The sequence below is a fragment of the Arthrobacter glycogeni genome, assembly GCF_054511155.1.
The window spans coordinates 140,751-153,035 of record NZ_JBTNDE010000006.1; the positions used below are offsets into that span (position 1 = coordinate 140,751).

At 66.0% G+C, this 12,285-nt stretch carries 11 protein-coding genes and 1 pseudogene; all 12 read left to right on the forward strand.

The window, feature by feature from the left end:
* Positions 1–2: 2 nt before the first annotated feature.
* Positions 3–422, forward strand: a complete 420-nt coding sequence (locus ACX80O_RS06305; RefSeq protein WP_459304992.1) for a cytidine deaminase — start codon at positions 3–5, stop codon at positions 420–422.
* Between the two features lie 54 nt (positions 423–476).
* Complete coding sequence (locus ACX80O_RS06310; protein ID WP_459332892.1) at positions 477–1,769, forward strand: thymidine phosphorylase; 1,293 nt, start codon at positions 477–479, stop codon at positions 1,767–1,769.
* 303 nt (positions 1,770–2,072) lie between these two features.
* Positions 2,073–2,732 (forward strand): DedA family protein, encoded by a 660-nt coding sequence (locus ACX80O_RS06315; protein ID WP_459304990.1) that lies wholly within the window; start codon positions 2,073–2,075, stop codon positions 2,730–2,732.
* A gap of 52 nt (positions 2,733–2,784) precedes the next feature.
* Positions 2,785–3,921 (forward strand): adenosine deaminase, encoded by a 1,137-nt coding sequence (locus ACX80O_RS06320; RefSeq protein ID WP_459332893.1) that lies wholly within the window; start codon positions 2,785–2,787, stop codon positions 3,919–3,921.
* Complete coding sequence (locus tag ACX80O_RS06325; RefSeq protein ID WP_459332894.1) at positions 3,914–4,711, forward strand: MazG nucleotide pyrophosphohydrolase domain-containing protein; 798 nt, start codon at positions 3,914–3,916, stop codon at positions 4,709–4,711. Before ACX80O_RS06320 ends, ACX80O_RS06325 begins: the two co-directional genes overlap by 8 nt.
* Before the next feature lie 46 nt (positions 4,712–4,757).
* On the forward strand, positions 4,758–6,038 hold the full coding sequence (eno, locus tag ACX80O_RS06330; protein ID WP_459304987.1) for a phosphopyruvate hydratase: 1,281 nt from the start codon (positions 4,758–4,760) through the stop codon (positions 6,036–6,038).
* 82 nt (positions 6,039–6,120) lie between these two features.
* Positions 6,121–6,891: an FtsB family cell division protein gene (locus ACX80O_RS06335; protein ID WP_459332895.1), complete on the forward strand. Its 771-nt coding sequence runs from the start codon at positions 6,121–6,123 to the stop codon at positions 6,889–6,891.
* Positions 6,892–6,966: 75 nt separating this feature from the next.
* Complete coding sequence (locus ACX80O_RS06340) at positions 6,967–7,656, forward strand: DUF501 domain-containing protein (RefSeq protein ID WP_459332896.1); 690 nt, start codon at positions 6,967–6,969, stop codon at positions 7,654–7,656.
* Positions 7,653–8,621: a Ppx/GppA phosphatase family protein gene (locus tag ACX80O_RS06345; protein WP_459332902.1), complete on the forward strand. Its 969-nt coding sequence runs from the start codon at positions 7,653–7,655 to the stop codon at positions 8,619–8,621. Before ACX80O_RS06340 ends, ACX80O_RS06345 begins: the two co-directional genes overlap by 4 nt.
* 56 nt (positions 8,622–8,677) lie before the next feature.
* Positions 8,678–10,078: a S8 family serine peptidase gene (locus ACX80O_RS06350; protein ID WP_459332903.1), complete on the forward strand. Its 1,401-nt coding sequence runs from the start codon at positions 8,678–8,680 to the stop codon at positions 10,076–10,078.
* Positions 10,079–10,155: 77 nt separating this feature from the next.
* On the forward strand, positions 10,156–11,592 hold the full coding sequence (locus ACX80O_RS06355; RefSeq protein WP_459304984.1) for an NAD(P)/FAD-dependent oxidoreductase: 1,437 nt from the start codon (positions 10,156–10,158) through the stop codon (positions 11,590–11,592).
* A 236-nt stretch (positions 11,593–11,828) separates the two neighbouring features.
* Positions 11,829–12,285, forward strand: a pseudogene (locus tag ACX80O_RS06360) (hypothetical protein); the annotation flags it as partial.

The following is a 12,285-nucleotide window of genomic DNA, read 5'->3' on the forward strand; positions in this document are numbered from 1 at the left end:
CCATGACCGCTGTCCCCACCGCGGGCCACCAGATCCCCTGGGAGCAGCTCACCGCGGCGGCCACCGAGGCGATGCGCCGTGCCTACGTGCCGTACTCGAAGTTCCCGGTCGGCGCCGCGGCACTGACCGACGACGGCCGCGTGGTCTCGGGGTGCAACGTGGAGAACGCCTCCTACGGGCTGACGCTGTGTGCGGAGTGTTCCCTGGTGAGCCAGCTGCAGATGACCGGCGGCGGGAAGCTCGTCGCGTTCAGCTGCGTTGACGGCAACGGCAACACCCTGATGCCCTGCGGCCGGTGCCGCCAGCTGCTGTACGAGTTCCGTGCCCCCGGCATGGTGCTCCTGACGGTGAGCGGCATCAAAACCATGGACGAGGTGCTGCCCGACGCCTTCGGACCTGAGCACCTCACCGCCAACCCCTAGGGCGCACCCTGTGCAGCCCACAACGTAGCCACCGAAGTTAAGGACACCCAGTACATGTCTGATCAGTTCGACGCCGTCGACATCATCCGCATCAAAAGGGACAGCGGTACCCTCAGCCCGGAGCAAATCGACTGGACCATCGACGCGTACACCCGCGGCGCCATCGCCGATGAGCAGATGGCTGCCCTCAACATGGCCATCCTGCTCAACGGGATGGACCGTGCCGAGATCAGCCGATGGACGACGGCGATGATCGCCTCGGGTGAGCGGATGGACTTCTCGTCCCTGGGCAAAGCCACCAGCGACAAGCACTCGACCGGCGGAGTGGGCGACAAGATCACCCTGCCCCTGGCGCCCCTGGTGGCAGTGTTCGGTGTCGCCGTCCCGCAACTGTCGGGGCGGGGCCTCGGCCACACGGGTGGCACGCTGGACAAGTTGGAGTCCATCCCCGGCTGGCGGGCGGACCTGACCAACGACGAGATGATGCGCCAACTCGCCGACGTCGGCGCAGTGATCTGCGCCGCCGGTGCGGGCCTCGCCCCGGCCGACAAGAAGCTGTACGCGCTCCGGGACGTCACTGGCACCGTCGAAGCCATCCCGCTGATCGCCTCGTCCATCATGAGCAAGAAGATCGCTGAGGGCACCGGCTCACTGGTCCTCGACGTGAAGGTGGGCAGCGGCGCGTTCATGAAAAACCTTGACCAGGCCCGCGAGCTGGCCCGCACCATGGTGGCCCTCGGCCTCGATGCGGGAGTCAACACGGTTGCCCTGCTCACCAACATGGCGACGCCGCTGGGCCTCACCGCCGGCAACGCGATTGAGGTGCAGGAGTCGGTTGAGGTGCTCGCCGGTGGTGGACCGCAGGACGTGGTGGAACTGACCGTCAGGCTGGCCGAGGAAATGCTCGCCTGCGCCGGTGTCCGGGACGCCGACCCGGCTGCAGCGCTCAGGGACGGACGGGCCATGGACGTCTGGAACTCAATGATCGAAGCCCAGGGCGGAGACCCACGCGCCGAGCTGCCCGTCGCCAGGGAATCGGAAACCGTCTACGCTCCCGCCGATGGCGTGCTCGTGGAACTCGATGCCCTGTCCGTTGGTATTGCTGCCTGGCGCCTCGGCGCGGGGCGTGCGCGCAAGGAGGACGCCGTTCAGGCGGGGGCGGGAATCAGGATGCACGCCAAGCCGGGTGCGCTGGTGCGCGCGGGGGAGCCACTGATGACCCTGCTCACCGATACGCCGGAGAAATTCGGGCGGGCGCGGGAGGCGCTCGAGGGCGCCGTCGTCATCGCCCCCGAAGGATCCCGGCCGGATTGGCAGCTCATCCTGGACCGGATCGCGGAGGCCTAGCCCCCTGAGGTTTTACCCTGACGCCGCGCCGCCGGTACCCGCCCCGTTTTGTCCGCAGGTCCTCCTATGGGTGGACGCGGGCGGCGGGAAGATCAGCCGAACGGTCGACGCGGCGTCGGTCCTGTGCGGGCTAGCGTTGAACTATCACGGGGACCGAACATTCCGGTACCGAGTCAGCCACCCTCCACCTTTGCGGAAACAGGGGTCGTGTCAGGGGATCCACCCATGGCAGTAGTCCCCGGCGGATGACATCGTGATAACTGTCGAACAGTCAGCGAGCGGGAAGAAGGGGGTGGGCCACACATGGACTCGGTCATCACAGTCCTGAACGCGGCCAGCACGTTCATCCTCAGCACCGCGGAGCAGCCCTGGGTCTACCTCCTGGTGTTCATCTGCTGCACGGTCGACGGATTCTTTCCTCCCTTCCCCAGCGAATCGGTGGTGGTGGGCCTCGCCTCTCTCGTCCTCACCCAGGGCGTCCCCAACCCCTGGCTCCTCGTCATCTCCGCCGGTCTCGGAGCGTTCATCGGAGACAACATTGCCTACGCCATGGGCAAAGCAATCGGGACCCAACGGTTCCGGTGGATGCGCTCCGCCCGAATGCAACGATCCTTCGGCTGGGCCGCGTATGAGCTGCAAAAGCGGGCGGCTTCCCTGATACTTGTGGCCCGGTTCATCCCGATCGGACGGGTGGCGGTCAATCTCACCGCCGGAGCCACCGGCTATTCGCGCCGACGCTTCGTCGGGCTCACCGCGCTCTCGGCCGTGGTGTGGGCAACCTACTCGGTGGGAATCGGTGTCCTGGCAGGATCATGGTTTGAAGACAATCACCTGCTCGGAGTACTGGTGGCCATCGGTATCGCCGTGGTTCTGGGGGTCATCGTCGACCGGATCATAGCGGCGGTCCGCGGTTCCACACCCCTGCGCCCCGAGCCTGCCAAAGTTCACTCGGACAGCCAATAATTGCGCCGTCCACCGATAGGCCCGCCACCGCACCTCGCGTAAGGTAAGTGGAGTGACTGAGCCAATCATTTCCCCAGCGACCGACCTCACCTTCGACCTGCGGAGCCTGCCCAAGGTCTCCCTGCATGACCACCTGGATGGGGGTCTGCGCCCGGCCACCATCATCGAGCTTGCCGAGGCAGCGGGCCACCAACTGCCGTCCACCGACGCTGTGGCCCTGGGGGAGTGGTTCCGCGAATCAGCCAACTCCGGTTCCCTGGTCCGGTACCTCGAAACGTTCGACCACACCATTGCTGTAATGCAGACCCGCGACGGTCTGATCCGGGTAGCCCGCGAGTTTGTCGAGGACCTTGCCGACGACGGCGTCGTCTACGGTGAAGTGCGCTGGGCGCCGGAACAGCACCTTACCCAGGGTTTGAGCCTCGATGAGGTAGTCGAGGCGGTCCAGCAGGGCCTCGACGAGGGAGTCGACGCCGTCGTCGCCGGGGGCAGGGCCATCCAGGTGGGCCAGCTCATCACCGCGATGCGGCACGCCGACCGTGGCCAGGAAATCGCCGAACTGGCCGTCAGGCACCGCGACAAGGGCGCCGTTGGCTTCGACATCGCCGGAGCCGAGGACGGGTTCCTGCCCTCCCGGTTCAAGGATGCCTTCACCTACCTGGCCGAACACCAGTTCCCCGTTACCGTCCACGCGGGGGAGGCCGCTGGCCTGGACAGTATTGTTGACGCGCTGGTGCACGGTCACGCTCTCCGCCTCGGCCACGGAGTCCGCATCGCCGAAGACATTGAAATTGAGTACGACGCCGATAGCGACGAGCCGGAACTCGGCGTCGTCTCCCTGGGCCAGGTGGCTTCCTGGGTCCGGGACCGCGGCATCGTCCTCGAGGTTTGCCCCTCCTCCAACCTGCAGACCGGAGCGGTCGCTGCGTTCGGTGGGGACATTGCCAGCCACCCCATCGACCTGCTGTTCCAACTCGGGTTCAAGGTCACCGTCAACACTGACAACCGCCTGATGAGCGGTGTCACCCTGACCGACGAGTTCGACCTTCTCACCGAAACCTTCGACTACGACATGGGTGACCTGTTGCAGCTGACCCTCAACGCGGTCGACGCAGCATTCCTGCCGCTTGAGGACCGTGAAGCCCTGGCCGACTACATTACCGAAGGTTTTCTTCGCGCTGATGCCTGAGCTAGTACCGGGCCCCACCTCGCCAGCAGGCCAGCATCCACTGGACCGGCTGGTCGAGGTGGTGGCCCAGCTACGGGAACACTGCCCGTGGATGGCGGCGCTCACGCACGCCTCGCTGGTTGAATACCTGGTGGAGGAGTGCTACGAACTGGTCGACGCACTCGACGCTTTCAACACACGCGCCGGTAATCCCGCGGGATCCGAGGTTTCCGACCACCTGCGCGGGGAGCTGGGTGACGTCCTCCTGCAGGTGGTCCTCCACGCCCAGCTGCAACGCGAACACGGCACCTTCGACCTCGCCGGCGTCGTTGACGGGCTGACCCGGAAGATGATCCGGCGTAACCCGCACGTTTTTACTCCCGACGGGGAGCTGCGGGAAAGTTTCCCCGCCACCATCGAGTCCATCGTTGAGACCTGGCACCAGGTCAAGCGGGTCGAGGAGCCGCAGCGGGTCGACCCGTTCCACGGCATCCCCGTGCACCTGCCGGCCCTGGCCCTGGCGGCAAAAACCCTCCGGCGGACGGCTGAGCCGGCGCCGGAGTCTGCGACGGCCCTGCTCGCTGATGCCCCGCAGACCGAAGCGGAGCTGGGCGACCTGCTGCTGTCGATGGTCCGCCGGGCCACCGCCGATGGGTTGGACCCGGAGCTTGCCCTCCGGGCGGCGGTGCTCCGACTTCAGGAACGGGCCAGGCTGACCGAGGAAGACACGATCGGCGCCGCCCCCGACGTTTCCACTAGGCTGGGGGGAGACCCCGCCGCCGATACCCCAAGCCGGACAGGTCAGCCCTGACCGGACGCACCGCGACTACCTATCCCAGGACCGAAGGAGCATTCCCATGGCCATCATCGATGCCATCCACGCACGTGAAATCCTTGATTCCCGCGGCAACCCCACCGTTGAGGTGGAGGTACTGCTCGACGACGACACGTTCGGCCGTGCAGCGGTCCCCTCAGGCGCCTCCACCGGTGCGTTCGAAGCCAACGAACGCCGTGACGGCGACAAGGCCCGCTACCTCGGCAAGGGAGTCCTGCAGGCAGTCGAAGCAGTGATTGAACAGATCCAGCCGGCACTCCTCGGCTTTGACGCCACCGACCAGCGGGCTATCGACCAGGCCATGATCGACCTCGACGGCACCGAGAACAAGTCGAGCCTGGGCGCCAACTCGATGCTGGGCGTGTCACTGGCCATCGCCCGCGCCGCCGCCGAATCCTCGAAGCTGCCGCTCTACCGTTACCTCGGCGGCCCCAACGCCCACGTCCTTCCCGTCCCCCTGATGAACATCCTCAACGGCGGCTCTCACGCCGATTCCGACGTCGATGTCCAGGAATTCATGATCGTCCCCCTCGGTGCCGAGTCCTTCTCGGAAGGCCTCCGCTGGGGCGTCGAGGTCTACCACGAGCTGAAGTCGGTGCTCAAGGAGCAGGGCCTGGCCACCGGGCTGGGCGACGAGGGCGGCTTCGCCCCGAACCTGCCGTCCAACCGTGCAGCTCTTGACCTGATCACCACGGCCATCGAGCGCGCAGGCTACACGCCGGGCAAGGACATTGCGCTGGCGCTGGATGTCGCCGCATCAGAGTTCTACACCGACGGTGCGTACCACTTCGAGGGTAAGGCTCTGACGACAGCCGAGATGAACACGTACTACGGCGAACTGGTCCGGGATTACCCACTGGTCTCCATCGAGGATCCCCTGGATGAGGAGGACTGGGACGGCTGGAAAGCACTGACCGAGCAGCTCGGGTCCAAGGTCCAGCTCGTTGGTGACGACCTGTTCGTCACCAACCCGGTGCGTCTCGCTCGCGGGATCGACGCCGACACCGCCAACTCGCTGCTCGTGAAGGTCAACCAGATCGGCACGCTCACCGAAACGCTGGACGCGATCTCGCTGGCCCAGCGCTCCGGGTACACCACCATCACCTCACACCGGTCAGGTGAAACCGAAGACACCACTATCGCCGACATCTGCGTGGCAACCAACGCCGGGCAGATCAAGACCGGCGCCCCGGCGCGTTCCGAGCGGGTCGCCAAATACAACCAGCTCCTGCGGATCGAAGAAGAGCTCGACGACGCCGCACGCTATGCCGGACGCGGTGCTTTCCCGCGTTTCACAGCCTAGTTACCAGCAGCGGCGGTTACCCTCGTTAGTAGGGACGGCCCACCGGCCACCTATCCCTGACCCGAGGATCTAGAGGAGTTTGATGTCGACCCGCCGACCCAAGGTGCCGCGCAGCGCCGGTCCCCGGATGCCGTTAACCCCAGCATCCGGGGACCAGTCCGGAGCACCCCGGGCCCGGCCCGCGGTGCGGTCGGCGCCGAAAGCTGCAATGCCCGGGGCGGTAAAGGCTGCAGCCCCCGGGGTAGCGAAGGCTGCAGCCCCCCGGGCTGTGAAAGCTGCTCCTCGCGCTACAGGCCGTGCGAGGAAAGCGGCAGGACCCGCGGGAAGCGCAGCGTCCCCAGCGGCTGCCTCACTAACTCCTTCCGAAGCGCGGACCCAGCAGCGGGTACAGCTGGCCGGGGCAATCCGGCGGGCACGTCAGCCGTTCAAGCGGGAGCCGCCCGCCATCATCCCGGCCGAGGATGCCAAGCCGATCCCGGCCAAGTCCTTTTCCGGCCGGCTCCTGGCGTTGGCAGTGGTGCTGGTGACCATCACCGTGCTCCTGGCACCGTCGGTGCGTACTTACCTCCTCCAGCAGGGCGAACTCAATACCCTGCGCGACGAGATCGCAGCACTTGAGGAAACCCAGCTCGAGTCCCAGGAGCAGCTGGCCCGGTGGGAGGATCCGGCCTACATCAAGGCCCAGGCCCGCGAACGGATCTTTTTGGTCATGCCCGGCGAGACCCGGTACGTGGTGGTGGGCGAGACCGTACCCGGCGACGAAGCGGTGGGATCCTCAGGCGAAGCCCCGCAGGACCTGCCGTGGGTCGACGCGCTCTGGGACTCAATCGAACGTTCAGCGACCGATTCCTAGCATTCGTTCTCACCCAGGGACGTGTGCGCCTTGCCACCCACTACACCCCACCCATTCCGAAAGGTAGGACCCCGCATGGATTCTGCGCCCAGCACCGAGCTGACCGCGTCCGACCTTGACACCCTTAGCCGCCAGTTGGGCCGCCCCGTGCGTGATGTAGTCGAGATCGGTGCCCGCTGCGTCTGCGGCAACCCTCTGGTTGCGACCACCGCCCCCCGGCTTTCCAATGGCATCCCCTTTCCTACCACCTACTACCTGACCCACCCGGTCATCACCGCAGCAGTGTCCCGCCTCGAAGCGTCGGGTCTGATGGCGGAGATGACCAAGCGGCTGGAACATGACCCGGTGCTCGCTGAAAAATACCAGGCGGCCCACCGGCATTACCTGCAGGTCCGGAAGGCCATCGGGGCCCGGTCAGGAACGGGTCCCGTGCCCGAAATTGACGGCGTGTCGGCGGGGGGAATGCCCACCCGGGTCAAGTGCCTGCACGTGCTGGTTGGACATTCACTCGCCGCGGGTCCAGGCGTCAACCCGCTGGGCGACGAGGCCATTGCGGGCATCTCCGAGTGGTGGACCCGCGATACCTGCTACTGCGCGGGAGCCTGGGACTCCGAAGGCTCGGTCCCGGACCGTGAACTGAGCCGCCACGCCCGTACCCAGGGCCTCACCCCCGAGGAACTGGAAACCAAACGAGCCAACCGTCGTATGGCCGCCGACGCGGCCGCCGATCCCACCACGGATCCCACCCCACCGGAGCGCCCCTGATGCGTACAGCCGCCATTGACTGTGGAACCAACTCAATTCGGCTGCTCATCGCCGACGTCGACGACGATGGCCGGACGCTCACCGACGTCGTACGGCTCATGCGGGTGGTCAGGCTGGGCGAAGGCGTCGACACCACTGGACGGCTGTCCGAGGCGGCGCTTGAACGCACCTTCGCCGCTGCCCGCGAGTACGCGGAGCTGATCCGGCGGCACGGCGCGGACCGGGTCCGGTTCGTTGCCACGTCGGCGACCCGTGATGCCGGGAACCGTGAGGAGTTCGCCGCTGGCATCCGTGAGTTGCTGGGCGTGACACCCGAGGTGGTCAGTGGTGACGAGGAAGCAGCCTTATCCTTCGCCGGTGCGTTGAGCGCGTTGCCGCCGGCCGCGCCAGCGATCGAGGAATCGCTGGTGCTCGTCGTCGACCTGGGCGGCGGGAGCACCGAGTTCGTTGTCGGTAACGCCGGCGGCGTCCTGGCCTCGCGGAGCATGGACATGGGGTGCGTGCGCTTCACCGAGCGGTACCTTGTCTCGGATCCACCGTCTACCGGGGAGATCGCCACCATGGAGGCGGAAGTGCGGCGGCTGATCACCGAGGCGGCACGTGAGGTTCCGTTTGGCAAGGTCACCAGGGTCATCGGCGTCGCGGGCAGTATCACCACCATCACCGCCCATGCGCTGGGGCTGTCGGAGTACCGGGCGGCTGATATCCACGGTTCCGAACTCGCCCACGATCGAGTCTGGAACGCTGCCACCGAGCTGGTGCGGATGAGCCGTGACCAGCGTGCCGCCCTGCCCTACATGCACCCGGGACGCGTTGACGTCATCGGCGCCGGCGCACTGATCTGGCGCACCATTACCGCGCACCTGGTCTCCGCTACAGGTGGCAGGGTCGAAACCTTCATCGCCAGTGAGCACGACATTCTCGACGGAATTGCCCTCGGCGAGAACAGGAAAGTAATCCAGTGACCAGCTCTCGCGGCGCGCTCAACTCCTGGCGGCGTGCAACGGCCTGCCTGTTAGGGATGGTCTTTGCCGCTGCCCTTCTACCCGCGGCGCCCGCCCAGGCCGACGACCTGCGGGAACGCGAATATTGGCTTGAGGACTATGGGATTGCCGAAGCCTGGCAGACCACCAAGGGCGAAGGCGTCCGCGTCGCAGTGATCGATAGCGGCGTCGACGGTTCGCACCCCGATCTGGACGGAGTGGTGGTAGGTGGCACTGACGTCTCAGGGTCCGGACAGCCCAACGGTCAGCTCGGCATCGGCGAGGTTGCCGAGCACGGCACCCTGGTCGCTAGCCTGCTTGCCGGGCGGGGCCATCTTCCTGACCCGCCGCCCAGCCCGTCACCGCCTGCTGACGACGACGAGAAGGACCAGGACTCCGACCGGGAGTCCCCCTCGCCGAAACCCACTGCGACCACCGGGCCCGACAGCTACGGGCGCGGCCCAGAGGGAATCGTAGGTGTCGCTCCGGAGTCGGAGCTCCTCGCCGTCTCAGTCTGGATTGAGGGCGAGACCAAGGGGCCCAACCCGGCGGGGATCAGCATCGACACCCAGATCCCCGACGCCGTGCGCTGGGCGGTGGATAACGGTGCCCAGGTCATCAACATGTCGCTGGGAAGCACCTCGCCCACCTGGCCTGAAAGCTGGGATGACGCGTTCCTGTACGCCGAGCAGAACGATGTAGTCATCGTCGCGGCTGCCGGCAACCGTGCGGGTGGTTCCCTGCAGGTCGGGGCCCCGGCCACCATGCCGGGAGTCCTCGCCGTCGCCGGCCTGGACCGTCAGGGCGAAGCAAGCCGCGAATCTTCCTCCGAGGGAATCAGTATTGGGGTTGCCGCCCCCGCTGAGAACCTGGTGGGAGCCTTGCCCGGCGGAGTGTACGCCGACTGGTCGGGCAGCTCGGGTGCTGCGCCGCTGGTCGCCGGAACCGCGGCGCTGATCCGATCCAAATATCCTGACCTTTCGGCGGCCCAGGTGGTCAACCGGATCCTGCTGACGGCCCAGGACGCCGGGGCCGAAGGTGCCGAAGGTGACACTATCTACGGGTACGGAATTCTCGACGTCGCGGCAGCGGTCAACGCCGATCTCGCCGTTCCCGAGGAGAACCTGCTCGGGAGCATGGCAGAATTCATCGAGATCTACCGGAGGGGGGAACCGGCTCCACCCCCGGAGCCCGATGCGCCTACCAGTGAAGCCACTGCCGTCGACATCCCCGAACCCGAGGTGCCGGTCGCCGAAGACCCCTCAGCTTCGGCTGGCGGACTACCGGCGGCCATCGTGCTGGGATTCGCCGGGCTGATTGTCGTGGTTCTCGCTGCGGGGACTGTAGCGGTCCTGCGCGCCCGGCGAACGGCCCTGGCCAACCCGGAGGATGAAAGCGCGGATACCGGTTCTCTCGATACGGCCGTTCCCCGGCCCTAACTGACCCGTCAGAAGCCCGGCTTTCCACGCGACGTAAAGTTAGTGAAGATTTTCACAAAGTCCGGTACCATCGAGGCATGGCACTGAATCAACAGTTCTCCGATCGTCCGCGCATTCTTGTAGTCGGTGGCGGCTACGTAGGTCTCTATGTGGCACATAAGCTGCAGAAGAAGATCAAGTCCCACGGTGGCATCGTCACCCTGGTGGACCCACTGCCCTACATGACCTATCAACCCTTCCTGCCCGAGGTGGCCGGCGGCAATATTGAGGCCCGCCACGCTGTGGTTTCGCACCGCACGCACCTCAAGCAGACCGAACTGATCACCGGTAAGGTCACCGGCATTGACCACGCCCGCCGCACCGCGGTGGTCGCTCCGGCAGACGGCGGCGAGCCGTTCGAGCTGACCTACCGCGATGTCGTCGTGGCAGCAGGCTCGATCACGCGGACCTTCCCGATTGAGGGTCTCAAGGACCAGGGGATCGGCCTGAAGACCATCGAGGAAGCGGTCGCCCTGCGCAACCAGCTCCTCGAACGTATCGAGACCGCCTCGCTGATGCCCGCCGGCCCCGAGCGGGACCGGGCCCTCACCTTCGTCGTCGTCGGCGGCGGTTTCGCTGGGATCGAGACCATCACCGAAATCGAAGACCTCGCCCGCGCTGCAGTCAAGAAGAACGACCGCCTTGAGCATGCGGATCTGAGGTTCGTCATGGTGGAGGCCATGGGCAGAATCATGCCCGAGGTCACCGAGTCCCAGGCCGTCTGGGTAGTTGCCCACCTACGGTCCCGGGGCATCCAGGTGTTGCTGAACACCTCGCTGGCCAGCGCGGTGGACGGCAGGCTGAAGCTCATCAATATGCCGGACAAAACTCCGGCAGACGAGTTCGAGACTGACACCCTGATCTGGACCGCGGGCGTGCAGGCGAACCCAATGGTCAGGTCCTCCGACTTCCCCATTGACGAGCGTGGACGGATTCGGGCCAACGCCGAACTGCGCATCACCGGCGACAACGGCCCCCTCGAGAATGCCTGGACCGCGGGAGACGTCTCTGCAGTGCCCGACCTGACCGGCGGCGGCGTCGGCGGGTTCTGCGTCCCCAACGCCCAGCATGCTGTGCGACAGGCCAAACTTCTCGCGAAGAACATCTACGCGCAGAACAACGGGGTGGGCCGGGTCAAGGAATACCGGCACAAAAACCTCGGCGCTGTAGCTGGCTTCGGCCAGTACAAAGGCGTTGCCAACATCATGGGATTCGGCATGCGCGGTCTCCCCGCCTGGCTGGCACACCGCGGCTACCACGGCATGGCAATGCCCATGTTCGAGCGCAAGTTCAGGGTGGTCTTCAGCTGGATTCTGAGCTTCGTGTTCGGTCGCGACACTACTCAGCTGATGGATCTGCAGACCCCAAAGCGTCAGTTCCGCGAGGCAGCGACCCCTCCGCCGAGGAAGGCCGAAGCGCCAGCCGGTGCCGGTGCGGCAAGGAGCGACTCCTACGGTGAGCCCGCCAAGAGCTGACCCAGCCCGCACCCTTCCCTCCTCGCTGAGCTCCCTTTCACTGAGAGGTCAGCTCTGGCGGGCTGGCGGGCTTGTGAGGGCGAGTCGCCCGATCTAAGGCCTCAGCGGGCGCGTTGTGGTTCCCTTTATGCCGCCGATCCAAAATTTTGATCTGCCAGGAAAAATAGTTCAAAATTCTTTTCCGGATGCCTTCCCACGGACCTTGTTTTGTCAGTGCCCGATGATGGAATGGGGGTATGAAAAGCAGTACAGCTTCTTCTACCGGGACGGGATTCGTTCCCGAATCCGGCGCGGATTCCGGCTCGACCGGCGGGCCCGCGAATACCGCCGCGGGGGCGCCCGGCAGGTCTTCAGGCGGGGCGTCTGGTGGGGCGTCTGGTGGGTATGGTCCTGGGGGTCCGTTGGGCGTCGGCGCGGTGTGGACTGCCCCGGTAGGTGATCCGCCCAACACTTCCGCTGATGCCTTTGCTGATGCTTCTGCTGACACCTCTGCTGGTGCCTTTGTTGGTGGCGGGCCTGACGCCGATTTTGGTGCTGGCCCTGATGCCGGGGTGCGCTCCAGTGAGGTGCCGCCGGTGTTGGTGGGCGGGGTGGCTGTGGCGGCGGTGGTCGGCCTGGATGCGGGGCGGACCCTGGACCTGATTAAGGATCTGGGAGGGTTGCGTTCCTGGGTTGATGCGCAGGAAGCGAAAG

Bases quoted from the DNA above. Each gene is read 5' to 3' on its own strand.
- eno (WP_459304987.1), top strand. From the start codon at position 4,758: ATGGCCATCATCGATGCCATCCACGCACGTGAAATCCTTGATTCCCGC.
- ACX80O_RS06310 (WP_459332892.1), top strand. From the start codon at position 477: ATGTCTGATCAGTTCGACGCCGTCGACATCATCCGCATCAAAAGGGAC.
- ACX80O_RS06315 (WP_459304990.1), top strand. From the start codon at position 2,073: ATGGACTCGGTCATCACAGTCCTGAACGCGGCCAGCACGTTCATCCTC.
- ACX80O_RS06325 (WP_459332894.1), top strand. From the start codon at position 3,914: ATGCCTGAGCTAGTACCGGGCCCCACCTCGCCAGCAGGCCAGCATCCA.
- ACX80O_RS06355 (WP_459304984.1), top strand. From the start codon at position 10,156: ATGGCACTGAATCAACAGTTCTCCGATCGTCCGCGCATTCTTGTAGTC.
- ACX80O_RS06350 (WP_459332903.1), top strand. From the start codon at position 8,678: ATGGTCTTTGCCGCTGCCCTTCTACCCGCGGCGCCCGCCCAGGCCGAC.
- ACX80O_RS06340 (WP_459332896.1), top strand. From the start codon at position 6,967: ATGGATTCTGCGCCCAGCACCGAGCTGACCGCGTCCGACCTTGACACC.
- ACX80O_RS06305 (WP_459304992.1), top strand. From the start codon at position 3: ATGACCGCTGTCCCCACCGCGGGCCACCAGATCCCCTGGGAGCAGCTC.
- ACX80O_RS06335 (WP_459332895.1), top strand. From the start codon at position 6,121: ATGTCGACCCGCCGACCCAAGGTGCCGCGCAGCGCCGGTCCCCGGATG.